27 protein-coding genes and 1 pseudogene are annotated in these 23,612 nt (G+C 41.1%); 11 read left to right on the top strand and 17 right to left on the bottom strand.

The window, feature by feature from the left end:
- Positions 1-131: 131 nt before the first annotated feature.
- Positions 132-764, top strand: a complete 633-nt coding sequence (locus ACGF49_RS20495) for a tail fiber assembly protein (RefSeq protein WP_191214811.1) — start codon at positions 132-134, stop codon at positions 762-764.
- Positions 765-1,198: 434 nt separating this feature from the next.
- Here ACGF49_RS20495 and ACGF49_RS20500 read toward each other — a convergent pair whose 3' ends face one another.
- Both ACGF49_RS20500 and ACGF49_RS20505 read right to left on the bottom strand, forming a co-directional pair.
- The gene (locus ACGF49_RS20500) at positions 1,199-1,540 is read right to left on the bottom strand and encodes a tail fiber assembly protein (RefSeq protein ID WP_113041859.1); all 342 of its coding nucleotides are present in this window, start codon (positions 1,538-1,540) and stop codon (positions 1,199-1,201) included.
- 9 nt (positions 1,541-1,549) lie between these two features.
- A complete protein-coding gene (locus ACGF49_RS20505) occupies positions 1,550-2,548 on the bottom strand; it encodes a pyocin knob domain-containing protein (RefSeq protein ID WP_387492514.1) in 999 nt (332 codons plus the stop codon).
- A gap of 91 nt (positions 2,549-2,639) precedes the next feature.
- Between ACGF49_RS20505 and ACGF49_RS20510 the strand changes: the two genes are divergently transcribed.
- Positions 2,640-3,212 carry a recombinase family protein gene (locus ACGF49_RS20510; protein ID WP_271859827.1) on the top strand — a complete coding sequence of 191 codons (573 nt, stop codon included), beginning with the start codon at positions 2,640-2,642 and terminating at the stop codon, positions 3,210-3,212.
- Between the two features lie 291 nt (positions 3,213-3,503).
- On the opposite strand, the gene ACGF49_RS20515 is transcribed toward ACGF49_RS20510, so the two are convergent.
- The gene (locus tag ACGF49_RS20515) at positions 3,504-4,118 is read right to left on the bottom strand and encodes a phage repressor protein CI (protein ID WP_113041862.1); all 615 of its coding nucleotides are present in this window, start codon (positions 4,116-4,118) and stop codon (positions 3,504-3,506) included.
- Between the two features lie 396 nt (positions 4,119-4,514).
- Between ACGF49_RS20515 and ACGF49_RS20520 the strand changes: the two genes are divergently transcribed.
- From ACGF49_RS20520 to ACGF49_RS20560, 9 genes and pseudogenes are all read left to right on the top strand, one after another.
- Positions 4,515-4,679, top strand: coding sequence for a hypothetical protein (locus ACGF49_RS20520; RefSeq protein WP_191214813.1), 165 nt, complete (start codon positions 4,515-4,517; stop codon positions 4,677-4,679).
- Between the two features lie 430 nt (positions 4,680-5,109).
- Complete coding sequence (locus ACGF49_RS20525; RefSeq protein WP_011144439.1) at positions 5,110-5,313, top strand: tail protein X; 204 nt, start codon at positions 5,110-5,112, stop codon at positions 5,311-5,313.
- Between the two features lie 496 nt (positions 5,314-5,809).
- Complete coding sequence (locus tag ACGF49_RS20530) at positions 5,810-6,640, top strand: phage baseplate assembly protein V (RefSeq protein ID WP_271859704.1); 831 nt, start codon at positions 5,810-5,812, stop codon at positions 6,638-6,640.
- The gene (locus ACGF49_RS20535) at positions 6,640-6,981 is read left to right on the top strand and encodes a GPW/gp25 family protein (protein ID WP_271859702.1); all 342 of its coding nucleotides are present in this window, start codon (positions 6,640-6,642) and stop codon (positions 6,979-6,981) included. Before ACGF49_RS20530 ends, ACGF49_RS20535 begins: the two co-directional genes overlap by 1 nt.
- A 4-nt stretch (positions 6,982-6,985) precedes the next feature.
- Complete coding sequence (locus tag ACGF49_RS20540; protein ID WP_113041864.1) at positions 6,986-7,984, top strand: baseplate J/gp47 family protein; 999 nt, start codon at positions 6,986-6,988, stop codon at positions 7,982-7,984.
- Positions 7,977-8,591, top strand: coding sequence for a phage tail protein I (locus ACGF49_RS20545; RefSeq protein WP_036783328.1), 615 nt, complete (start codon positions 7,977-7,979; stop codon positions 8,589-8,591). Before ACGF49_RS20540 ends, ACGF49_RS20545 begins: the two co-directional genes overlap by 8 nt.
- On the top strand, positions 8,588-9,715 hold the full coding sequence (locus tag ACGF49_RS20550; protein ID WP_113041865.1) for a phage tail protein: 1,128 nt from the start codon (positions 8,588-8,590) through the stop codon (positions 9,713-9,715). The genes ACGF49_RS20545 and ACGF49_RS20550 overlap by 4 nt, the downstream gene beginning before the upstream one ends.
- A 26-nt stretch (positions 9,716-9,741) precedes the next feature.
- Positions 9,742-9,948, top strand: a pseudogene (locus tag ACGF49_RS20555) (phage tail protein); the annotation flags it as partial.
- 265 nt (positions 9,949-10,213) lie between these two features.
- The gene (locus ACGF49_RS20560; protein WP_271859697.1) at positions 10,214-10,810 is read left to right on the top strand and encodes a tail fiber assembly protein; all 597 of its coding nucleotides are present in this window, start codon (positions 10,214-10,216) and stop codon (positions 10,808-10,810) included.
- Between the two features lie 57 nt (positions 10,811-10,867).
- On the opposite strand, the gene ACGF49_RS20565 is transcribed toward ACGF49_RS20560, so the two are convergent.
- From ACGF49_RS20565 to atpI, 14 genes are all read right to left on the bottom strand, one after another.
- Positions 10,868-10,960: a tail fiber assembly protein gene (locus ACGF49_RS20565; RefSeq protein ID WP_113041867.1), complete on the bottom strand. Its 93-nt coding sequence runs from the start codon at positions 10,958-10,960 to the stop codon at positions 10,868-10,870.
- Between the two features lie 79 nt (positions 10,961-11,039).
- Positions 11,040-11,570 carry a tail fiber assembly protein gene (locus ACGF49_RS20570; RefSeq protein ID WP_271859696.1) on the bottom strand — a complete coding sequence of 177 codons (531 nt, stop codon included), beginning with the start codon at positions 11,568-11,570 and terminating at the stop codon, positions 11,040-11,042.
- Positions 11,571-11,585: 15 nt separating this feature from the next.
- Positions 11,586-12,152, bottom strand: coding sequence for a hypothetical protein (locus ACGF49_RS20575; protein WP_271859695.1), 567 nt, complete (start codon positions 12,150-12,152; stop codon positions 11,586-11,588).
- Positions 12,153-12,781: 629 nt separating this feature from the next.
- The gene (gene glmS, locus ACGF49_RS20580; RefSeq protein ID WP_113041869.1) at positions 12,782-14,611 is read right to left on the bottom strand and encodes a glutamine--fructose-6-phosphate transaminase (isomerizing); all 1,830 of its coding nucleotides are present in this window, start codon (positions 14,609-14,611) and stop codon (positions 12,782-12,784) included.
- A 107-nt stretch (positions 14,612-14,718) separates the two neighbouring features.
- Complete coding sequence (gene glmU / locus ACGF49_RS20585; protein WP_113041870.1) at positions 14,719-16,092, bottom strand: bifunctional UDP-N-acetylglucosamine diphosphorylase/glucosamine-1-phosphate N-acetyltransferase GlmU; 1,374 nt, start codon at positions 16,090-16,092, stop codon at positions 14,719-14,721.
- A gap of 128 nt (positions 16,093-16,220) precedes the next feature.
- The gene (locus ACGF49_RS20590) at positions 16,221-16,643 is read right to left on the bottom strand and encodes a F0F1 ATP synthase subunit epsilon (RefSeq protein WP_011144452.1); all 423 of its coding nucleotides are present in this window, start codon (positions 16,641-16,643) and stop codon (positions 16,221-16,223) included.
- A 21-nt stretch (positions 16,644-16,664) separates the two neighbouring features.
- Entirely contained in the window at positions 16,665-18,047 is a 1,383-nt protein-coding gene (gene atpD, locus ACGF49_RS20595) for a F0F1 ATP synthase subunit beta (protein WP_011144453.1), read from the bottom strand.
- 34 nt (positions 18,048-18,081) lie between these two features.
- Positions 18,082-18,945 carry a F0F1 ATP synthase subunit gamma gene (gene atpG, locus ACGF49_RS20600; protein ID WP_112878700.1) on the bottom strand — a complete coding sequence of 288 codons (864 nt, stop codon included), beginning with the start codon at positions 18,943-18,945 and terminating at the stop codon, positions 18,082-18,084.
- A gap of 58 nt (positions 18,946-19,003) precedes the next feature.
- Positions 19,004-20,545: a F0F1 ATP synthase subunit alpha gene (atpA, locus tag ACGF49_RS20605; protein ID WP_113041872.1), complete on the bottom strand. Its 1,542-nt coding sequence runs from the start codon at positions 20,543-20,545 to the stop codon at positions 19,004-19,006.
- A gap of 14 nt (positions 20,546-20,559) precedes the next feature.
- A complete protein-coding gene (gene atpH / locus ACGF49_RS20610; protein WP_113041873.1) occupies positions 20,560-21,093 on the bottom strand; it encodes a F0F1 ATP synthase subunit delta in 534 nt (177 codons plus the stop codon).
- A gap of 12 nt (positions 21,094-21,105) precedes the next feature.
- Entirely contained in the window at positions 21,106-21,576 is a 471-nt protein-coding gene (gene atpF, locus ACGF49_RS20615) for a F0F1 ATP synthase subunit B (protein WP_011144457.1), read from the bottom strand.
- A gap of 58 nt (positions 21,577-21,634) precedes the next feature.
- A complete protein-coding gene (gene atpE / locus ACGF49_RS20620) occupies positions 21,635-21,874 on the bottom strand; it encodes a F0F1 ATP synthase subunit C (RefSeq protein ID WP_000429386.1) in 240 nt (79 codons plus the stop codon).
- Between the two features lie 53 nt (positions 21,875-21,927).
- Positions 21,928-22,752 (bottom strand): F0F1 ATP synthase subunit A, encoded by an 825-nt coding sequence (gene atpB, locus ACGF49_RS20625; protein ID WP_105397418.1) that lies wholly within the window; start codon positions 22,750-22,752, stop codon positions 21,928-21,930.
- Between the two features lie 30 nt (positions 22,753-22,782).
- Positions 22,783-23,160: a F0F1 ATP synthase subunit I gene (gene atpI / locus ACGF49_RS20630; protein WP_112878716.1), complete on the bottom strand. Its 378-nt coding sequence runs from the start codon at positions 23,158-23,160 to the stop codon at positions 22,783-22,785.
- Positions 23,161-23,612 lie beyond the last annotated feature (452 nt).

Below are 23,612 nucleotides of genomic sequence, written 5' to 3' on the forward strand. Positions count from 1 at the left end.
TCTTTTTTTAAAGCAGAACGAGGCGGTATCATGACAGCGCTACCTTGCAGAGATGTACTGTGCCTACATTTTACTCAATTTTGTGGCTGTGAAAAGTTTTTAGAGGTTCCCTACATAGTGAGAGCAGCGTAATGACAACACAGAAACAAAAATATTCCTTAGAACCAGAAACCGCAATATTGGGAAATAACGGATTAGCAACCAAGTCTGGGTGGTTGACAATCTACAATGCAGAGCCTTATTCCAGAGAATTTATTGGTGCCAGACCAGAATATCTAATGGAAGGAGTAGGACTTCCTGCTAATTCTTATCCAGATGCACCAAAACTTCCAGATTCTGATGACATGGCTGTTTGCCGCAACGAAGATAAAAGTTATTGGCAAATTGTACCTGATTACCGAGGAAAAATAGCTTATAACATGCAAACCCTAGCACAATATGAAATTACTGCTATAGGTGAACTACCAGAATATCTGACATTCAAACAACCTGTCACTGATTTTGATAAATGGGATGGTAAACAGTGGGTAACTGATAAATATGCTATAAAGGATAGCCAGATTAAACAGGCAGAGCAGCAGAGGGCAGCACTATTACGACAAGCGAATGAAACAGTTACATTGTTACAACATGCTGTAGATATTGAATTCTCCTCAGAAAAAGAAAAGCTATTGTTGTTAGATTGGAAAAAGTATTTAGTATTACTGAGCCGAATTGATATTTCATCAGCGCCAGATATTAACTGGCCTGAAAAGCCAGAATAAAATAATAACGGCCTGTTTTTCAGGCCGTAGATTTAAGACTTATAAACTAAATTTTAATTATTTATCGTTTCTGAAACTATTTTTATATTAAATTCATTAACATCTTTTTCAGAAAACGTTTTTAATTCTTGAAGTTAAAAACTCATAATTAATTTCAGAACTTTATGTATCTATATTTAATTAAATATTATTGTAATTAAACCAGTAACACTCAATGTCTCCTGGTAATCCATAAAAATCACTAATAAGAAGAAGAAAATTATAAATAATAATTTCTCTGCAATAAGAATTGATGACTATAAAATCAGCGGTATTATTTGGAATATATAATGAAAAAATTTAAATTATATAAATAGCCAACTTAATATGGCTGGCTATTTATAGATGGTAATATTAAATTTAATTAAAAATTACCACCATAAAAATGATTCATTTTATTCTGGTTGTTCTGGCCATTCAATATCTTGTGCCGTGGTATCCATTCGATTTAATGCAACGCGATATTTCTTCCACTCCATCAACATTGTTATTTCGTTATCAGTAGCAATGCCTAAATCAATGGCATCTTGCAATGGTGCCATTTTAATTGTTGCTTGTTCTAATAAATAATATTTTTGGCGGTGATAGGCTTTATTTTTCTGTTCGATAATGGCCTTCTGATATAATGCTTTAGCTTCTTGAACACTGAAACCCATTGAGATTAATTGATGGGGTTCAGCTGGCACATTAACATATTCATAGCCATTTTTGTCTATTAGTTTATTTAATATTATCATATATCCTCATTATGGTTTCTTTTGATAACGTGTGTCATAATCCAGAGAATAAGGTATTGTATTATCAGTATATTCTTCACCTAATAATGGATCATTGATGGCTAATGATTTCACCATCCACTTCATTTCCCGCTTAAGATCTTCACTTGACCATCTATGTATTTCTGTCTCTCCTTCTTCACGTGAATAACGGATTGACTGAAAATTGCTGGTCGTAAAATAGGTTAAACCACCACGTAAATAACAACCACTATAAACGTAACAATCTACAATATCACCGGATTTTACATCGCCATAAAGGGGATATTTGCCGTCAACGGGTCTGGCGATGCTTATCATGGCGTGACGGATTGCTTTTACCGTTTTACGATAGGTTTGATTTATGCGTTTAATATTAAGATAGCGGGCATCACCTCCCCACGGAACATCCCCCCCTTCTATTTGTGCAAGTAATCCGGCAACATGTGTCACACCTTCACCGAATGGTTTTTTTTCTGCATCATATGGATAGGGTCTATGAAGTGTTAACCAAGAATTCGCTCCGACATTAGGTGGGAGGCTCCACCAAACCGGATAATAACGTTCAGTATTTAGGCCAGTAAGATCAATCGTGGTGGTATCGCGCGGTTCACTCTGAATATCCGACGCGGTGGGTTTATTAAGCGTGTTATATTCTTGGGCCCAAGGTGTCCATGGTAAATTGTGATATTGGCTGCGTGTATATATCCGGCTGCTGTTATAAACAAAATAACGTTGAGTCACAGCATTATTTTTCAGAACGACAAGTGAACCAGCAAGCGATTCAGGGTAGTTAGCACCATTTTGGGCATAAATATTGTAATCTTGGTAATAAATCCCTGGTATTTTGTAGTTATCCAAATTTGCCTTATCACCCAAATAAATCGCCTGCTCATTAAAAATATCCTGAGACGTAATGTTGATATCCTCAGTCAGAACTTTGCTATTCACTTTCCGGCTATTTGGTACTGCTCCTTGAGCCAAATTCACGGTTTCCACCAAACCAAGGTTTTTAAAAACTCGCCAATCCGTGATAATTTCAACAATAATAGTCTCATATTGGTATTAGGCAGGGTTACATATGGCAAAGATTGGCTATGTTCGGGTGTCAACAAATGACCAAAACAGTGATTTACAGCGAAACGCATTGATAAGTATAAATTGTGAGCAAATTTTTGAGGATAAAATTAGTGGAAAAACATCCAACAGACCAGGTTTAAAACGAGCTTTGAAACAACTTAAAAAAGGTGACACTCTAGTTGTTTGGAAACTAGATAGATTGGGGCGTAGTGTAAAAAATATGGTAACTTTAATTTCTGATTTAAGTGAACGCGGTGTTCATTTTCAAAGCTTGACTGATAGCATTGATACCAGCACTTCTATGGGGCGATTTTTCTTTCACGTTATGAGTGCACTGGCTGAAATGGAACGGGAATTAATCGTTGAAAGAACGAATGCAGGATTAATAGCGGCTCGTGCCCAAGGGAGAATTGGTGGTAGACCAGTGTCACTTTCATTCATTGAACAACAACAAGCAGCAAGATTGCTGGCAAAAGGCCACACACGGAAACAGTTATCATTAATTTACAACATATCGTTATCTACAATATATAAATATTTTCCAGTAAATAAAGTAAATTGTCGATCAAATTAATGTTTGCAGTGCGGCTAGTTAAACGTTTAATTTTGTATTAGTAATATCCAAGGCTAATTGGTTCTTAATTTATGCAAAATATATCAAGTTTCTTTATCTATGCAAAAAACTTCCGCCGCACTATACATACAATAAAGAAACAACGGAATAAGTTGACAATCAGCTATTGCTAGCAAAAGAGTCTATTGTGTATGAAATCCACTGCATCTGGACGTTTTTGGGTAAAGAATTGCCATCAGCATAGGATTTACACATCTAAGTAAATTAATTTATTTACAATTGAAAAGTGTGTCAGTACCTGGAAATCACTAGGTAAACGCGACCAATAAAGTTGATTTCATTAATTGCACAGTCAAAAGTTACGTCGTTATCACAAACTCGGATCTTACTGACTGGGATTTTTGTAATTTTTTTAATGCTGTGCATGCCCTCAATATCAATTAACCATAAACCATCTTGAACATCAGGTTCTTTTGTATCTAGCAAATACCAGGTTTTATTGTTATCGACAATAAGAGGTTTTTTTATTTCTCTGGCAATCAGTTGATTATCTAAAATCACTGGATCGTCATCGCTCAGCTTTCCACCAACCAATTTAACGCGTTGTATTTTCGGGGTAATAATGTTTTTTAAAGATTCCTTTTTCTCTTCTCCATCAGGGAACATTTCTCCTTGTCCTGTGCTTAGCCATAACAATGAAGCATTGGTTTCAAGGTTGCATTGAATAACCCAATCGGCTGGAAAGCTGTCCCTTAAATAACGGTTTGCCATTGTGCTTTTAGACACACCTAAATGGTCGCTCAATGCTTGACGTGATTTAAACCCATATGCACTAACAAGGCGTTCGATAGCTTGCTTTCCTCCACTATCTGCACCCATTTTTATCTCAGTTATGTTTTTTTTCATTGAAAGTACAGTTTGGTGAGTTTGCCGTCTCCACAAAGCCCTCTGATTAAGGGCTATAGTGATCCCAAATAAATTTATTAGATTCGATAGGGGATATTGCATCATGGGCATATAAATTTCAATCTATATACTTTGTGAAACTATGTCATCTAAATAAAGAGAAAAAATCTTCCAATCGATAAAATAAGAAAAACTTATTAATTACAATGGATTGTGATCGGAAAGAAACCTTTTTAACCATTAATTATTTCAATAAAAACAATAATTAATATATTAACACTATCAAATATAGTTCTCAAAAAAGATGAAAAATCACTTTAAATTTTTCTAATCAACGTGTACTGTTCTTATATACAGTTATGTTATACGGAGGTAAGTTTGTCAGTGGACTTTCTTATGGAATCAGTAATAGCGCAACGTATTAATTTTATAGCTAGAATGGCAACGAGCAGTGAATGTAATCATGCTGAAGATAAAGAACTTGCTTTAGTTTGGATTGCTGAGTTGTCGACACCACTTGCAAAACAACTTATTAACCACCACGAAACGCTTGAAGAATAAATGCGGCAGATAAATGTGGGAATTCTGTATGATAAATAATCTAAAGTTTCTAAGTTGATAATGATTGTATTGGAAAATGAGCTGAGAAATAGACTTTACCTATGAATTCTGCAAATTTTGGAAGATATGATTAATTATTAAATTAGCCACTGAAAAGTGGCTTCTTGCTTCTCATTTGTACTGTTTCCTTAACAATATTGTTTCATTGGTTCTCTCCCACTATTCAGCGCACCATAACACTTTAACTTACTGCCTATCTCAATAGGGCTATTTTATTTGCCATTTTGAACCTGGGCAGTGCTCAAAATCCTCACGTACTACGTGTACGCTCCGGTTTTTCCGCGCTGTCCGTGTTCAAACTGCCTGCAACAATTACGCCTATTGAGATAGGCTCTTAACAATATTGACTAAATTAGAGGGGGTATACCTAATGAAAATAATTGCACAGCAGAATGATACTGTTGATGCTTTATGCTGGCGTCATTATGGTCGGACTCAAGGCATGACAGAACAGGTACTATTAGTTAACCCAGGCTTGGCCGAATATGGTGTAATTCTGCCACATGGCACAGAAGTTGAGATGCCGGAAATTATGACAGCTACAACGAAACCTATTTTGCAACTATGGGATTAAATATACCCATACTAATTTGATGGTTTTAAACAGAGTTATCACTCTATACCCAATGGATTTCAAGATGCATCGCGACGGCAAGGGAGCTAATCCCCGGGAGCATAGATAACTATGTGACCGGGGTGAGTGAGTGCAGCCAACAAAGAAGCAACTTGAAAGATGACAGGTATATATCAGGAAATTAAACTTATCTATTTTGGCTAGATAAATAAACAGTTGAACTGGAACGTTATACTTAATATATAGTCAAGCAGCGAAAATTTGAATTTTTTGAACTATTAGAGTCAAACTTTAACAAAAGAATTACCTAGTAACATAGATTACATAAAGGCCCTTCTCAATTACGGGAAGGGCTTTTTAATTTATATTGTTATCTTTTCCCTTTTCAAGAAACTTGTTTTGTCTTTCTTACAATTCCTCTTTGATGTTGGCAGCTGTCTTTGCTGGCATTCTTTCATACATAAATCCACAACCACCAAATGGCATTTTTCCAAATATGGATACACAACTAACAGAACTTTTGCGCTTATTGCGTAATCTGATCAGAACTGGTGTTGTTACCAAGGTAGATACCAACCGGGGAGTGTGCCGGATTGCAACAGGCAATCTCGAAACTGACTGGCGGCCTTGGTTAACAATGCGAGCAGGTAATTCCCGAACTTGGTGGGCTCCCAGCCGTGGTGAGCAAGTTTTGCTGTTATCTGTTGGCGGTGAATTGACCACCTCCTTTGTATTGCCGGCTGTTTATTCTGATCAATTTCCAGAACCATCGACTCTTTTTACAGAAGCTGACCATATTGATTTTCCTGATGATGGATTACCAGCCATTTATTCTGATCAATCTGCGGCACCATCGGGTCGTTCTGCACAAGCTGTTCATATTGTTTTCCCTGATGGGGCAGTAATGGAGTATGAACCGAAATTTGGTGCCCTAAAGGTAACAGGTATTAAGACTGCTGAGGTGCAAGCTTTAAACTCCATAACGCTTGAAGCGACCAATATAACACTGAAAGCACGCAATAAAATAGGATTACAAGCAGGCTATGAGATTGGGTTGGAAGCGATAAAAGGAATTGGATTAAAAGCAGGCTATGAGATTGGATTACAATCAGTAAAAGAAGTCACATTGAAATCAGATGAGATCAAGTGTGAAGCAGAAAAAGCAATCGAACTGAAAGCACCAGATTTGGCTCTGAAAGGAAACACGAAACTGGAAGGTAATGTTGAAAATACAGGCGGAAAACTCAGTTCTAATGGTGTGACCTTACATTCTCACCAACATACCGGCGTTATGGCAGGCGGTGCGACAACAGGAGGCCCAGTATAATGATGTACCTTGGAATGAATCGACAAACCGGTCGTAGCCTGACGGATCTGGATCATGTACGCCAGTCTGTCAGCGACATCTTACTAACCCCCATTGGTAGTCGTTTAGCTCGTCGTACTTATGGTTCTCTGCTACCTGAATTAATTGACTGGCCACAGAACGCGGCTCTACGCCTGCAAATTATGGCAGCCACCTATACAGCTATTAGCCGCTGGGAACCGCGAATTAATCTGACAGCTATCACCATAAATACCCAACAAGACGGCAAAATGACAGTAGATATATCTGGTCATTATCAGCTGTCCCCTGGGGGTTTTTCTCTATCTATCCCTGTGAGGTAAAACAATGCCGACCATTGATCTAAGCCAGTTGCCGCCACCTGATGTAGTCGAGCCACTGGATTATGAAAGCCTGTTGGCTGAACGTAAAGCCAAATTAATATCTCTTTATCCTGAAGAGCAACGGGATGCTATTACTCGAACATTGGAATTGGAATCCGAACCTCTGGTTAAGTTACTTGAGGAAAATGCTTACCGGGAATTGATATTGCGCCAGCGGGTTAATGAAGCTGCTCGTGCAGTAATGTTGGCCTATGCAACCAATAGCGATTTAGACCAGTTAGGAGCGAACTATAACGTTACCCGAGCAGTTATGGAGCCTGATAGCACCTTCCGTGATCGCATCCAAAGAGCCTTCGAAGGGCTAAGTGTTGCAGGGCCAATAGGTGCGTATGAATATCATGCTCTTAAGGTTAATGAAAGTATTCATGCAAATAAAAGTGAATATAAAGGTGAATATCAAACTGTCGCAGATGTTTCCGTCATCAGCCCATCACCAGCCAATGTGACGGTGACTGTTTTGTCGCGGAAATGGAAATGGGAAAAAGATAAAGAAGACGAAGAAGATAAAGAGCATAGCGGTGTAGCTTCACAAGAGTTACTGGACAAAGTGATTGCGGCACTTAATGACGAAAACGTCAGACCAGTTGCTGATCGGGTAAAAGTGCAGTCAGCCAACATAGTGGAATATCAAATTGATGCTGTGCTTTATCTTTATCCGACACCTGAATCTGAACCTATCCGTAAATTGGCTCAACAAAATATGGATAAGTACGTGCTAGATCAACATAAATTGGGGAGAGATATTCGGTTATCTGCCATTTATGCTGCCCTGCATGTCTCAGGAGTACAACAGGTAGAACTGAGAGCCCCGACGAAGGACATAATTCTGTGTAAAGATCAAGCTCCTTATTGTACTGGTGCAAAACTGGAAATAGGTAAAACACAAACTGCTGATTGTTCCAAACCAAATCCAGGTTTGATAGTGGGAGGTTCTGATGAATGACCGCCTGTTACCAACAGGTTCTACGGTTTTGGAGTTGGCTGCTGCTAAGGCATGTTCACAATTGCAAAATATTCCAGTACCGCTTCGCCAACTCTGGAATCCTGATACTTGCCCTGAAGAGTTATTACCCTATCTGGCGTGGGCGTGGTCGGTTGATCGCTGGGACGAAAAGTGGTCGGTAAGCACTAAGCGAGACGTGATAAAAAACTCGCTGTTTCTACACAAACATAAGGGAACCATTGGTGCCGTCCGTCGCGTGGTAGAACCGCTTGGTTATCTCATTCAAATAAAGGAATGGTGGCTGAACAACGAAACACCGGGCACATTCCGGTTGGCGATAGGAGTACAGGAAAACGGGATCACCGAAGAAACTTTTTTAGAGCTGGAACGGCTAATTTCTGATGCCAAGCCTGTAAGTCGTCATTTGATAGGTTTGTCAATCAACCTGGATGTTAAGGGCGAATTTTATTGTGCTGCAACGAGTTATAGTGGAGATGACCTCACTGTTTACCAATATCTCCCTGATGTCATAACAACTAGCGACAATGCTCCTTTAGGGGCAGCAATTCATTTGATCGAGACAGATACATTGAGGGTTTCACCATGAAATACTTTGCAATTTTAACCAACCTGGGAGCGGCGAAACTGGCGAACGCTGCTGCTTTGGGGACAAAAGTCGATATTACTCACATGGCTGTTGGTGACGGTGGCGGTAAATTACCAGATCCTGATGTCAATCAGACAAAATTAGTTAATGAAAAGCGTCGTGCTGCAATTAATACATTAGGCGTCGACCCGGTAAACACCAACCAAATTATTGCCGAACAAATTATCCCTGAAAGTGAGGGTGGTTGGTGGATGCGTGAAATTGGTCTGTTTGACAGTGAAGGTAACTTGATTGCAGTAGCAAACTGTCCGGAAACCTATAAACCACAATTACAGGAAGGTTCGGGTAGAACACAAACTATCAGAATGATCTTGATTGTCAGCAATACGGATTCGGTAACGCTGAAAATCGATCCCTCTGTAGTTTTAGCAACTCGTGATTATGTAGATAGCTCTATTCAGAAACATGAAAAAAGCCGTAATCACCCAGATGCCACGTTGACAGAGAAAGGTTTTACAAAACTTAATAGTGCCATTAACAGTAATGATGAAACTACAGCAGCAACACCCAAAGCGGTAAAAGTAGCTTATGATAATGCTAATAGTAAATTGGCAAAAAACCAAAATGGCGCGGATATCCTAGATAAAAATGCTTTTGTGAAAAACCTTGGTTTATTAGAAAAGCTGATTCCGATAGGTGTACCACTTCCTTGGCCGACGGCAACACTACCGGATGGGTGGTTGCAATGCAATGGTGCGGCCTTTGATAAAGCGAAATTTCCGGAATTAGCCAAGGCTTATCCTGGTGGTAATTTGCCCGATTTACGGGGTGAATTTATTCGCGGTTGGGATGACAAGCGTGGTGTTGATCCGGATCGGACATTATTGGTATGGCAAGAAGGGTCTTATTTACTACAGGAAATTCAACAAGCTGCTGATAATGTTGTTAACTTTTCAGTTAATGAGCGTACGAAATTACAATGGGATACTCCCCAAAATAAAGATATTCAATTAAGAGCTAGAGCTTCTGGAGGTTCAGCAACAACTTGGACTACCAATGCAGCTTATATAGGGGTATCAAGGCCACGTAACGTAGCGTTTAACTATATTGTAAGGGCAGCATAATGTTTATGTCTGTACTTGAAGAGATCCCGGTAGGAATACCACTGCCTTGGCCGACTGACATACCACCAAATGGGGGGTGAAATGTAATGGGGCAATCTTTGATAAGTCTTTATATCCAAAATTAGCGGAAACTTATCCCAGTGGTAAATTACCTGATTTACGTGGTGAATTTATTCGGGGCTGGGATGATGGACGTGGGGTGGATATTGGTCGATATCTCCTATCTTCTCAATTGGCAGACATTGCTCCACATAGTCACAGGATTGGACGGATGTGGTCCAACTCAAATGGTAGAACCGAGAAGGTGGGTACACCAAGCTATATTCTCAATAGTGTCTACCAAAACGTTAACTACGGCATAGATCCACGCGGACTAGGCATTGCTATAGGAATGGGAGCGGGTGGTTTCGGTTATATGGATAATGCGATTGCTGCTTCAACAGGAATAGAAACACGTCCACGAAATGTGGCATTTAATTACATTGTGAGGATTGCCTGATGAATAAGGCTGTACTGGATAAATATAATATTGCTATCAGTACCGGAAGTATTGTTGTGTTTAATTACGATGCGATTACGCTGGAATATTTAAACAGTTCTGATGAGTATCTTCCCGTTGGTGTCGGTCTTCCTGCTAATTCCTGCACAGACGTGCCACCTGAAACCCAAGTGGGATATGTCGCCTGCCGTTCATCTGATTTAACCAGTTGGCAAATTGTACCGGATTATCGAGGAAAAATAGCCTACGACACACAAACTGGGGAACAGAAGGAGATCATTAAACCAGGTGAATTACCAGAAACTCTGACGTTCAAACAGCCAAGCACTGATTTTGATAAGTGGGACGGTGAAAGATGGGTAACGGACATTGAAGCTCAAAAAGCCAATCAGATTAAACAAGCAGAACAACAACGTTATCACCTTCGCCAACAGGCTGATGAAGCCATGACTTTATTACAATATGCTATTGAGACTGAGATGGCCTCAGACACAGAAAAAGCATTATTGCTTGCCTGGAAGAAATATGTGGTATTACTGAGCCGTGTTGATACTTCAATGGTTTCAGATATTGAGTGGCCACAAATACCAGAATAATACAATTATCAAGACCGAGCATTATTCTGTCCCCGGTCTTTTTTCAGTGATGACAGGCTATGTTAGCCTGTCGATTTTCGATGCTTTTGAAGTATCAACCTGGTTAAGTATGGCTAGGTATTTTTTCCATTCCAATAAGACCTGGCGCATTAGGTAAACACTTATTGATTAACCTAAAGAGTCAGAGTAGAAAAAGACCTGCGGTTTGTGAACGACAGGCCTATATTATTTATACCGGTTGTGTGGGCCACTCAATATCTGGTGCTATGGTGGGATTAATGCGGTTTGCTTGTATTCGGTATTTTTTCCAGGCTTTGAGCCGCTCTATCTCTTCCAGAGTTGCTTCATCTAGATCAACAGCATCCTGTAAGGGAGAAATAGTATTGCTGGCAAGGGCTAGCAATTCTTCTTTATGTCTCTCTGCTTGAGCAACTAACTCGCCCTTTGTGTACTTACGCGGAATAATAGCGCTATTTATATATTGCCATTTGCCAGAAATATCACAAGAATCAGGCAGATTACTTACCTCAGCTACACTCATTCCATCTGGGTTAAAAGCTGATACATCTCCTGATATAGAACGGATTACATTATTAAAATCATACATTACTTTAATTGTGTCAGGGTTAAAGCTTTTCTGGCATTCATACCAGTCTTGACCATCTTCTGACTTCAAATAAATGACATTAAAATCTTCGATGATTTTTCTGGCTTGTTTTGAGTCAGGTGTATATTGGGAAAAATTTTTAATATTTTGCATATATTCATCACCCTACTAAATATTGGATATATTCATCCATATGCCATTAACCTTCTTCTGTATTGGCCTACGGTTTACGGTGTCAACTAATTCATTTCTATTTCCATTTATTACAGCAGTAATGGCATACTCACTTGCGTCTGTATCTCCAGAACTTTCCCGTACTTGCGCACTCTCTTTAGCACCAAAGCGAATGTCTTGAATATAACGCGTGTCTGATTCTGATTTTGTATAAACACCAATAATCGCAGCGGTTGGTCTATATCCTTCATGATAGACCTGATACCCCCTAACTCGAAGATTATCAGATTTAAGGCTCATCCATTCATTGGTTGGTCCTCCAGAAAGGGCATGCTGCCATTTGAAATATTCGTTACCATTATCTCCCGTTTTAAACCACATATAGGAGTCTGCATCACCATCTCCGGTGTTTTTAAAACCGATAGAGGCAAAGTCGGTGTGTCTGTTCCAACTCAGCATAGAGTCAGTAGTAATAATTATGTCGCCTGTTACATTGCCACCGCTGCGTTGCAACGCGTCTGCGGCTTTAGTAACGGTTTCCACCAAACCAAGATTTTTCAAAACTCACTAATCCGTGAAATTTCCAACAGAATAGTCTCGTATTGGTACTAAGCGGGGGGTATATATGGCAAAGATTGGCTATATTCAGGTGCCAATAAATGACCAGAACGGTGGTTTATGAAAAAATGCGTTGATAAGAGTAAATTATGAACTATTTTCGAGGATAAATTTGTAGTAAAAACAACCAATTGAAGATTTAATTTTATACTATACAACAAGCATTTATGAGATTTCATTTTGCATAAAATATAAATTTTATTTATATTAAATTCAACTATGCTAACTCCATTGCCAAACAAAGTTTAGGTCAGTTATTTTCAAGATAATCAGAAGTAAAATTAAATATGGACAGTAAACCCGAAGTTATAAGCTGTGAGTTCTATCAATAAAACGCCCGAATTTTTTCTGGAATCGCTCAGCCAATTGCAAAGTAGGTATTAAAATACAACTACCCAGTAGTTTGGATGGATATCTGGCTTCATAATTTCGCCAAATTATAATAATATAACATTACAATGGCGTGATTTATTTTTATCAGCAACAAAATAATGATAAATTTTCTCAGCTCAAAAAAAGCCTCTGTACATTGAAAATACAGAGGCTTTTTTCAACTTCTTATTATAAAACGATTATTCTACGGTCACTGATTTAGCCAAATTACGAGGCTGATCAACATCAGTTCCTTTGATCAGAGCAACATGATAGGAAAGCAATTGCAGTGGTACTGTATAAAATATTGGTGCGATCAGCTCTTCAACATGCGGCAACGGAATAATCTTCATTCCTTCACTATCAGTAAAACCCGCGTCCTGATCAGCAAAAACATATAGCAATCCACCACGAGCACGTACTTCTTCGATATTAGATTTCAGTTTTTCTAACAGTTCATTATTCGGAGCTACAATGATAACCGGCATATCTGCATCAATCAGTGCCAGTGGGCCATGTTTTAATTCACCAGCAGCATAAGCTTCAGCATGGATATAAGAAATCTCTTTTAATTTCAGAGCGCCTTCAACCGCAATCGGATATTGATCACCACGACCAAGGAATAAAGCATGGTGTTTGTCAGAAAAATCTTCCGCCAGCGCTTCAATAATTTTATCTTTCGATAACATGCTTTCGATACGGCTTGGCAGTGCATGTAATGCATGAACAATTTCTTGCTCCTGCTCTGCATCAACACCTTTCAAGCGTCCAAGGTAAGCCACCAGCATCAATAATACTGTTAGCTGAGTTGTAAACGCCTTAGTTGAAGCAACGCCAATTTCTGCACCGGCTTTGGTCATCAGAGCAAAATCAGATTCACGTACTAAAGAAGAACCCGCTACGTTACAAACAGTCAATGATGTGAGATAGCCAAGTTCTTTAGATAAACGCAAGGCTGCCAATGTATCTGCGGTTTCGCCCGATTGAGACAAGGTGATAAGTAAGCTTCCTGAACGGCGTGCTGATTTGCGGTAACGGAATTCAGAAGCAATTTCCACATCACAAGGAATACCAGCCAATGCTTCAAACCAATAACGGGAAACCATACCTGCGTTATAGGATGTACCACAAGCAACTATCTGAATATGCTCTACTTTAGATAATAATTTAGCTGCGTTAGGACCAAGCTCAGACAAATCTACCTGCCCATGACTCAAGCGTCTTTCCAGAGTGCTTTTAATTGCCATTGGCTGTTCATAGATCTCTTTTTGCATGTAATGACGGTAGACACCTTTGTCACCAGCATCATACTGAATATTGGATTCAATCTGTTCCCGTTCAACCGGTTTGCCCTGAGCATTAAAAATACGCACAGTACGACGAGTTACTTCAGCAATATCCCCTTCCTCAAGAAAGATAAAACGACGAGTAACAGGCAATAGCGCCAACTGATCAGACGCCAGAAAGTTTTCTCCAACGCCCAAGCCTATAACCAAAGGACTACCCGATCTTGCAGCAATTATTGTTCCAGGATCACGGCTATCCATGATGACTGCACCATAAGCACCACGCAACCGAGGAATAACTCGTTGAATAGCTTCCAACAAAGTACCACCTTGTTTTTGTTCCCAATGAACAAGGTGGGCAATAACTTCTGTATCAGTATCCGAGATAAACTGATAACCGAGTGCAATTAATTGAACGCGTAATTCTTCATAGTTTTCAATAATACCGTTGTGAACAACAGCAATATAATCAGATACATGCGGGTGAGCATTTTTCTCGTTTGGTTCGCCGTGTGTAGCCCAACGGGTATGAGCAATACCTGTCCCACCAAGGACTGGCTGCTTACCAACCTCATCAGCAAGTACTTGTACCTTACCGACTTCACGCAGGCGAAACATATTTTTTTCGTTATCAACAACCGCCAAGCCAGCGGAGTCGTAACCTCGGTATTCCAAACGACGAAGTCCTTCAATCAGGATTTCTGCAATATCTCGTTGTGCTACTGCACCAACAATTCCACACATCAGTTTTATTCCTAAAAATAGGGCTGATGAAAGCCCTTTATATGTCAAGAGCCTGATTGTTTTCCGGTTTTTCCGGTCCCCGAGCCTGTAGAGTGGGGATTATTATTTTATTTTTTTTCTTTCACCGGGCGTTTCCACCCTTGAATATGTGTTTGTTTAGTTCTACTTACAACCAGCTCATTTTCAGCGATGTTTTTTGTCACTGTTGTCCCCGCTCCGATTGTAGCGCCTTTAGCAACAGTCACCGGAGCAACAAGCTGAGTATCAGAACCAACAAAAACATTGTCACCAATAATGGTCTTGAATTTATTAGCGCCGTCGTAGTTACAGGTAATAGTACCTGCACCAATATTTACATCACGGCCAATGTCTGCGTCGCCAAGATAAGTCAAATGTCCAGCTTTAGAACCTTTACCCAAATAAGATTTCTTCATCTCAACGAAATTCCCTACATGGGCTTTTTCAGCGAGTTTAGAACCAGGACGTAAACGTGCAAAAGGCCCAACAGTACAACTAGTTTCCATTTCAGAATCTTCAACTATTGTATAGGGGCTAATAATAGAATCATCACCAATGATGCAATTCTTCAACACACAACCGGTACCAATCTGTACGTTATTACCAAGGGCTACATTACCCTCAATAATGACATTAGTATCAATAACCACATCACGGCCGTGAATTAGTGTGCCACGTAAATCAAAACGAGCAGGATCCAACAACATAACACCCGCTAGTAATAATTGTTCCGCTTGTTCAGATTGATAAATACGCTCAAGAGCGGAAAGTTGAAGGCGGTTATTTACACCTTCCATTTCACTCAAGCGAGTTGGGTGCACCGCTTCAATTTTTCGACCTTCTTTATAAGCTAGTGCAATCACATCAGTCAGGTAGTATTCACCCTGAACATTGTTATTATCCAATTGGGCCAACCAACGTTTTAAATCACCACCATTAGCAACCAGAATACCTGTATTTATTTCATTGATTTTACGTTGTTCTTCAGTCGCGTCTTTTTGCTCAATGATACCAGTTACTTCTCCGTTTTCACGAACAATACGACCATAACCTGTTGGATTATCCAAAATTGCCGTTAATAAACCGATACCACCGTCAGGTTTAATCGCTAGCAGGCGTTCAAGGGTATCTGTACCAATAAGAGGCACGTCACCATACAGTATCAAAATATCTTCATCATCAGCGAAATATGGCGCTGCCTGCTGCATTGCATGACCAGTCCCTAACTGCTCTGCTTGTAATACCCAATTTAGTGTTTGATCAGAAAGGGTTTGCTTCATCAGGTTTCCTCCATGTCCATAAACCAGATGAACATTTTTAGCCCCTATTGCCATTGCAGTATCAATCACATGCTGAACCATAGGTTTACCGGCCAGCAAGTGCAGCACTTTAGGGAGATCAGAGTACATGCGGGTTCCTTTACCCGCGGCAAGGATCACAACACTTTTTGCACTGTTAGACATAAGAAACCCGATAACTCTAATTTAAGAGAGAAAAGTAAACCTGTTTATAAGATAAATTACTACATATTTCGCAATACAAAAAAGCCAGTTAGCTCACACCAACTGGCTTTTTTATTTAACTGCCTGTATTACATCGCTTTTTTTGTTAACTCGATTACACGAAGTTTCGCAATCGCTTTAGACAATTCAGCTGATGCCTGAGCATAGTCAACATCACCGTGAGAATTACGGATGTGTTCTTCAGCTTTACGTTTAGATTCCAACGCCTTAGCTTCATCCAAATCTTTACCACGGATCGCAGTGTCAGCCAGTACGATAACGCCGCTCGGTTGTACCTCAAGGATACCCCCAGAAAGGTAAATGACCTCTTCTTCACCGAACTGCTTAACAATACGTACCATGCCAGGTTTTATGGCAGTCAGTAGCGGAGCATGTCCTGGGTAAATGCCCAGTTCACCTTCACTACCTGTCACCTGAATTTTCTGTACCAAACCTTCAAACATCCGGCTTTCAGCACTGACAACATTCAGATGGTAAGTCATTGCAGCCATGTCAACCTCCGGTCAGCCGTATTAAAGTTTCTTCGCTTTTTCCACAGCTTCTTCGATGGTGCCAACCATGTAGAACGCCTGTTCTGGTAAGTGGTCATAGTCGCCGTCTAAGATACCTTTAAAGCCACGGATAGTGTCTTTCAGGGAAACGAACTTACCTGGTGAACCAGTAAAGACTTCTGCAACGAAGAATGGCTGAGACAGGAAGCGCTGGATCTTACGAGCACGCGCAACTACCAGCTTATCGTCTTCTGACAGTTCATCCATACCCAAGATGGCGATAATATCTTTCAGCTCCTGATAACGTTGCAGGATAGACTGAACGCCACGAGCAACATTATAGTGCTCTTGACCAACAACCAATGGATCGAGCTGACGACTGGTAGAATCTAACGGATCAACCGCAGGGTAAATACCCAAAGAAGCGATCTGACGACTCAAAACTACGGTTGCGTCTAAGTGCGCAAAAGTCGTTGCCGGAGATGGGTCAGTTAAGTCATCCGCCGGTACATAAACAGCCTGTACGGAGGTAATAGAACCGGTTTTGGTAGAAGTAATACGTTCTTGCAGAACACCCATTTCTTCCGCCAGAGTTGGCTGATAACCTACCGCAGATGGCATACGACCAAGCAGCGCAGATACTTCAGTACCCGCCAAAGTATAACGATAGATGTTATCAACAAATAACAGAACATCGCGGCCTTCATCACGGAACTTTTCAGCCATTGTCAGACCAGTCAGCGCAACACGTAGGCGGTTTCCTGGTGGCTCGTTCATCTGACCATATACCAGAGATACTTTATCCAGTACGTTAGAGTCTGTCATTTCGTGGTAGAAGTCGTTACCTTCACGAGTACGTTCACCTACACCGGCAAATACAGAGTAACCCGAATGCTCAATCGCAATGTTACGGATCAACTCCATCATGTTTACGGTTTTACCTACACCCGCACCACCAAACAGACCAACTTTACCACCCTTAGCGAATGGGCAAATTAGGTCCATTACCTTAATACCGGTTTCCAGTAGTTCTTGAGAGTTAGATAACTCTTCATAGCTTGGAGCCGGGCGATGAATAGCCCAACGCTCTTCTTCACCGATATCGCCTTTCATGTCGATTGGTTCACCCAATACGTTCATGATACGGCCCAATGTCGCTTTACCAACCGGAACTTCAATTGGATGGCCTAAATCAGTGACACTTAAACCACGGCTTAAGCCATCAGAAGTACCCATTGCAATACAACGAACAACGCCGCCGCCCAACTGCTGCTGAACTTCCAGCACCAACTTAGCTTCGCCGTTTTGAACCTCAAGAGCATCGTATACTTTTGGTACGGTATCTTGAGGGAATTCGACGTCCACCACGGCGCCGATTACCTGGATAATCTTTCCAGTAGCCATCTTGAATCCTCTACGTAATTCATAAACCTAGCTGTTAAACCGCGGAAGCGCCCGAGACAATCTCGGTCAGCTCCTGAGTTATGCTGGCCTGACGAGCTTTGTTATAAACCAACTGCAACTCTTTGATCAGGCTACCACCATTATCAGTTGCGGCTTTCATCGCCACCATTCGTGCGGCCTGTTCACTAGCCAGGTTTTCAACGACGCCCTGATAAACCTGCGATTCTACATAACGACGCAGCAGTATATCTAGCAACGCCTTAGGATCAGGTTCGTATAAATAATCCCAGGATTTCTTCTTCAGTGTTTCATCATCTCCGGCAGGCAGAGGTAATAACTGAGTAATAGTCGGTTCCTGGGACATTGTATTGATGAACTTGTTTGTCACCACATACAGTTTATCCAGACGTCCCTCATCGTATGCCCGCAGCATGATATTCACTGGCCCGATCAATTCAGACAGTGAAGGGTTATCTCCCATGCCTGTTACCTGAGCAACAACGTTGCCCCCAACAGAAGCAAAGAAAGAGGTAGCTTTAGAGCCGATAAGCGCCAGATCACACTGGACACCTTTATCAGACCAGTCTTTCATTTCTGAAAGCAGTTTTTTGAACAGATTAGTATTCAAACCACCGCACAAGCCACGATCGGTAGAAACAACCAGATACCCGACACGTTTGGTTTCACGCTCTTCAAGGTATGGATGTTTATATTCCAGATTACCTAACGCAAGGTGACCAATCACGCTGCGTATGGTTTCTGCATAAGGACGACTGGCCGCCATGCGATCCTGCGTTTTACGCATTTTGGACGCAGCAACCATCTCCATCGCTTTAGTGATTTTTTGCGTGTTTTGCACGCTGGCGATCTTGGTACGTATCTCTTTTGCGCCGGCCATTCCTGATTCTCCTCATTAACCAGACGGCCCATGTTTAATTAAACCGGGCCGAATAGTGTTACCAGGATTGAGTTGCCTTGAAGGAATCCAGCAGAGCTTTCAGCTTTGCTTCGATCTCTTCGTTGTAACCACCAGACTGGTCAATCTCTTTCAGAAGATCAGCATGTTCACGGTTGGCATATGCAAGCAACGCAGATTCGAAATCAATAACCTTAGCAATTTCGATATCTTCCAGATAACCACGTTCCGCAGAAAACAGAGACAACGACTGTTGTGCAACAGACATTGGCGCATACTGTTTCTGTTTCAGCAATTCAGTTACTTTTTGACCATGATCCAACTGCTTACGGGTTGCATCATCAAGGTCAGAAGCAAACTGAGAAAACGCTGCCAGTTCGCGATATTGAGCCAGAGCAGTACGAATGCCCCCAGACAATTTCTTAACGATTTTAGTCTGAGCAGCGCCACCTACACGGGATACGGAAATCCCTGGGTTAACTGCTGGACGAATCCCCGCATTGAACAAACTAGATTCCAAGAAAATCTGACCATCAGTAATTGAAATAACGTTTGTTGGTACGAATGCTGATACGTCACCTGCCTGAGTTTCAATGATAGGCAGGGCCGTCAGAGAACCGGTTTTACCTTTCACTTCACTATTAGTGAATTTTTCCACATATTCAGCATTAACACGTGCCGCACGTTCCAGTAAACGAGAGTGCAGATAGAAAACGTCACCTGGGAATGCTTCACGTCCTGGCGGACGACGGAGCAACAGAGAAATTTGACGATAAGCTACAGCCTGCTTAGACAAATCATCGTAAACAATCAGCGCATCTTCACCGCGGTCACGGAAGTATTCGCCCATTGCACAACCCGAATATGGTGCCAGGTATTGTAATGCCGCAGATTCTGAAGCAGTTGCAACAACCACAATAGTATTGGCAAGAGCACCATGCTCCTCTAATTTACGAACAACGTTCGCAATAGTAGAAGCTTTCTGACCAACTGCGACATAGACACATTTTATGCCTGAGTCACGTTGGTTAATTATTGCGTCAATAGCCAGTGCTGTTTTACCCGTCTGACGGTCACCGATAATCAGTTCACGTTGACCACGACCGATAGGGATCATAGCGTCAACGGATTTATAACCAGTTTGTACCGGCTGATCAACAGATTGACGGTCGATAACACCTGGAGCGATCATTTCAACAGCAGAGAAACCATCATGCTCAACAGGGCCTTTCCCATCAATTGGCTCCCCCAGCGTGTTTACTACACGACCAAGCAGACCACGACCAACAGGTACTTCAAGAATACGGCCAGTACATTTGACCTTCATACCTTCTGCTAAGTCAGCATACGGACCCATTACAACCGCACCTACGGAGTCACGCTCCAAGTTCAAGGCGATTGCATAACGATTGCCAGGCAGTGCGATCATCTCACCCTGCATAACTTCGGCTAAACCGTGAATACGAATGATACCGTCGTTAACGGATACAATCGTACCTTCATTGTGAGCTTCACTCACTACATTGAACTGAGCAATGCGCTGCTTGATCAGTTCGCTGATTTCGGTGGAATTCAGTTGCATATGCTCCAGTCCCCTTAAGACTGCAAGACGTCTGTTAAGCGATCTAAACGGCCACGAATACTGCCATCGATCACCAAATCACCTGCGCGGACAACCACACCAGCAATAACAGACTTATCAATTTTGCAATTCAGCTTAACTTTGCGTAACAGACGTTTTTCCATCGCTACAGAAATTTTAGCCAGCTGTTGTTCTCTCAATTCGGTGGCAGAAATCACTTCAACATCAACGGTTGATTCAAGTGATGCACGCAATTGAATAAATTGCTGCAAAACTTCCGGCAATGCCAGTAAGCGACCGTTTTCTGCCATAACACGAATAAAGCTCTGAGCATGTTCATCGACCTGTTCACCGCAAATTGCGATAAAGGTATTAGCTAATGTTTCCGATGCCAATGAACCGGAAAGCAGCTCACCAACTTGCTCATTACGAGTCACCTCAGCTGTGAACGCCAGCATATTCTGCCATTGTTCAAGCGATTGTTTTTCCACAGCAAAGTCAAAAGCTGCTTTGGCGTAGGGGCGAGCTACAGTAGCGAATTCAGACATGCCCCTCCCTCCTTACAGTTCAGCGACCAGTTTATCAACGATGTCGCTATTAGCAGCTTCATCCACGGAACGTTCGATGATTTTCTCGGCACCTGCGATAGCCAACATAGCGACCTGCTTACGCAACTCTTCCCGAGCACGCTTACGTTCGGCATCAATTTCTGCCTGAGCTTGCGTTACGATTCTGTTACGTTCCTGCTCAGCTTCCGCTTTTGCATCATCAAGGATCTGGGCTTTTTGTTTATTAGCCTGTTCAATGATGACCTGAGCTTCCACTTTCGCTTTCTTCATTTGGTCGGTCGCATTGGCTTGCGCTAAGTCCAGGTCCTTTTTGGCACGTTCCGCAGAAGATAAACCGTCAGCAATTTCTTTTTGACGTTTTTCTATGGCCGCCATGATCGGTGGCCATACGAACTTCATACAGAACATAACAAACAAGACAAACGCAATGGCCTGGCCGAGGATTGTTGCATTAATATTCACAGCACAATACCTCTTTTCAAATTAATGAGTTGACGTAGTTTCAGATTATTTCTACAAACTACGCGACAGCAAACATTACGTACAAGCCAAGGCCCACAGCAATCATTGGGATGGCGTCAACCAGACCCATAACGATAAAGAACTGTGTACGCAGAAGAGGGATTAAATCTGGCTGACGAGCAGCGCCTTCCAAAAATTTACCTCCGAGGATGCCGATACCGATCGCAGCACCGATTGCCGCTAGGCCCATCATTACAGCGGCAGCCATGTACAGCAGATCCATATTCAGGTTTTCCATGACAGTCTCCAGTTTGTTTCAGTTAAAACACAGTTAGTTATTGTGGTAAAAAATTAATGTTCTTCAGATGCCATCGACAGATAAACAATCGTCAGAACCATGAAAATAAAGGCTTGTAACGTAATAATCAGTATGTGGAAAATAGCCCAAGGCAGGCTCAGTAACCACTGCGACCACCACGGTAACAGACCAGCTATAAGAATAAAGATCAATTCACCCGCATACATGTTACCAAACAGTCGCAGACCGAGTGATACCGGTTTTGAAAGCAGGCTAACGCCTTCCAGAATTAAGTTAATTGGAATAAATAGTGGATGATTAAAAGGCTGTAAAGTCAGCTCTTTTGTAAAACCACCAATCCCTTTCATCTTAATGCTGTAGTAGAGGATGAGGACAAAGACACCAATAGCCATCGACAAGGTAATACTGACATCTGCTGTTGGCACGACACGCAGAGCAGGTAAACCAAAGAAATGTTCACCGATATAAGGGAGAAAATCGATTGGCAATAAGTCCATCACGTTCATTAATAACACCCAAACGAACACTGTCAGTGCCAAGGGGGCAATAACCTTGCTCTTGCCGTGATACATATCACGAACGCTGTTATCAACAAAACCCATGATCAATTCTATAGCAGTCTGAAGTTTGCCAGGTACGCCACTGGTGGCATTAACCGCAACCTTTCTGAATACATACAGAAATAAAATCCCTAATACGACTGAGAAAAAAAGCGAGTCAATGTTCAACGTCCAAAACGTTGCAGAACCACCAGAGTTGGGATCGACCAACTCAAAGGTACGTAGGTCCAACTGAAGGTTATTCAGGTGGTGGCCTATGTAGTCCCTTGCAGTTGAAACTTCTCCTGATGCAGACATGATGCCTCTTACCCTTTTATTGTTGAAAACCTAACCGTTTATCACAGCAGGTGCGATGATTTGCACAATCAGCACCGCTAAATAAGTTAAACCTAGTGGTGCAAACGCCGCTTTAAACACGCCTAAAGCAACAACCAGCACAGCTATTGTAATAATAACTTTCAACCCTTCGCCAACAGCGAAAGACCATGCAATACGTACAGAAACCTCTTCTTCTTTTGCTTTTTGAAAACTGGCAAACAGCATGAATATGGCATTAGGTAACCAACATGCTAACCCACCAGCAAAAGCAGAAGCGCCCCATTCTATACTTTTGGTACAAAAAGCCACACTGAGAACAACAAAAGTCATTAACTGCAAAAAAAGCAGCTTCAGTGCAATCTTACCGCTGTAAAGGGATACAGACATGACTTTTGTTTTCTCCCCTTGTACGCCTTGCATATCAGGTTTTGCTAAAGGTTGTATAAAACTGCCTTTGCTTAAGAGTGTCAAGTGACAAAAACGTGCAAATTATACGGGCCACCAAAATGAATTCAATCCATAAGTAGCGAAAAGGTGAACAATTATTTAAATTTTTTATTTTAGTGCCAGATTGCAAGCTAATGACTGTCCTGATTCCTTGTTTTTAATAATTTCATACATTTCAGACTTAAATGTGATTTAAATCACATAAATTTTTCATTTGTTAATTATCTTTAACATTCACAGTAAATAAAAATAAAATACATTAATAATAAAATCAATTGGTTAATTTAATTCTATACAAAAGAGTGATTATATTATGACTTAAATCACCAAGCTAATTTTTATCTAGTTTAAAAAAGTGAATCTGATGAAAAAACGCTTTATCTGATTTTTAA

It is taken from the genome of Photorhabdus sp. RM96S (genome assembly GCF_042879335.1).
GTDB classification, from domain to species: Bacteria; Pseudomonadota; Gammaproteobacteria; order Enterobacterales; family Enterobacteriaceae; genus Photorhabdus; species Photorhabdus kayaii.

Coding starts and splice junctions, on each gene's coding strand:
- ACGF49_RS20550 (WP_113041865.1), top strand. CDS start 8,588: ATGAAATACTTTGCAATTTTAACCAACCTGGGAGCGGCGAAACTGGCG.
- glmU (WP_113041870.1), bottom strand. CDS start 16,092: ATGTCTAACAGTGCAAAAAGTGTTGTGATCCTTGCCGCGGGTAAAGGA.
- ACGF49_RS20530 (WP_271859704.1), top strand. CDS start 5,810: ATGGATACACAACTAACAGAACTTTTGCGCTTATTGCGTAATCTGATC.
- ACGF49_RS20545 (WP_036783328.1), top strand. CDS start 7,977: ATGAATGACCGCCTGTTACCAACAGGTTCTACGGTTTTGGAGTTGGCT.
- atpA (WP_113041872.1), bottom strand. CDS start 20,545: ATGCAACTGAATTCCACCGAAATCAGCGAACTGATCAAGCAGCGCATT.
- ACGF49_RS20525 (WP_011144439.1), top strand. CDS start 5,110: ATGAAAATAATTGCACAGCAGAATGATACTGTTGATGCTTTATGCTGG.
- ACGF49_RS20590 (WP_011144452.1), bottom strand. CDS start 16,643: ATGGCTGCAATGACTTACCATCTGAATGTTGTCAGTGCTGAAAGCCGG.
- atpD (WP_011144453.1), bottom strand. CDS start 18,047: ATGGCTACTGGAAAGATTATCCAGGTAATCGGCGCCGTGGTGGACGTC.
- ACGF49_RS20515 (WP_113041862.1), bottom strand. CDS start 4,118: ATGAAAAAAAACATAACTGAGATAAAAATGGGTGCAGATAGTGGAGGA.
- ACGF49_RS20500 (WP_113041859.1), bottom strand. CDS start 1,540: ATGATAATATTAAATAAACTAATAGACAAAAATGGCTATGAATATGTT.
- atpG (WP_112878700.1), bottom strand. CDS start 18,945: ATGGCCGGCGCAAAAGAGATACGTACCAAGATCGCCAGCGTGCAAAAC.
- atpI (WP_112878716.1), bottom strand. CDS start 23,160: ATGTCTGTATCCCTTTACAGCGGTAAGATTGCACTGAAGCTGCTTTTT.
- atpE (WP_000429386.1), bottom strand. CDS start 21,874: ATGGAAAACCTGAATATGGATCTGCTGTACATGGCTGCCGCTGTAATG.
- ACGF49_RS20535 (WP_271859702.1), top strand. CDS start 6,640: ATGATGTACCTTGGAATGAATCGACAAACCGGTCGTAGCCTGACGGAT.
- atpB (WP_105397418.1), bottom strand. CDS start 22,752: ATGTCTGCATCAGGAGAAGTTTCAACTGCAAGGGACTACATAGGCCAC.
- atpH (WP_113041873.1), bottom strand. CDS start 21,093: ATGTCTGAATTCGCTACTGTAGCTCGCCCCTACGCCAAAGCAGCTTTT.
- ACGF49_RS20540 (WP_113041864.1), top strand. CDS start 6,986: ATGCCGACCATTGATCTAAGCCAGTTGCCGCCACCTGATGTAGTCGAG.
- ACGF49_RS20495 (WP_191214811.1), top strand. CDS start 132: ATGACAACACAGAAACAAAAATATTCCTTAGAACCAGAAACCGCAATA.
- glmS (WP_113041869.1), bottom strand. CDS start 14,611: ATGTGTGGAATTGTTGGTGCAGTAGCACAACGAGATATTGCAGAAATC.
- ACGF49_RS20520 (WP_191214813.1), top strand. CDS start 4,515: ATGGAATCAGTAATAGCGCAACGTATTAATTTTATAGCTAGAATGGCA.
- ACGF49_RS20560 (WP_271859697.1), top strand. CDS start 10,214: ATGAATAAGGCTGTACTGGATAAATATAATATTGCTATCAGTACCGGA.
- ACGF49_RS20570 (WP_271859696.1), bottom strand. CDS start 11,570: ATGCAAAATATTAAAAATTTTTCCCAATATACACCTGACTCAAAACAA.
- ACGF49_RS20565 (WP_113041867.1), bottom strand. CDS start 10,960: ATGCGCCAGGTCTTATTGGAATGGAAAAAATACCTAGCCATACTTAAC.
- ACGF49_RS20510 (WP_271859827.1), top strand. CDS start 2,640: ATGGCAAAGATTGGCTATGTTCGGGTGTCAACAAATGACCAAAACAGT.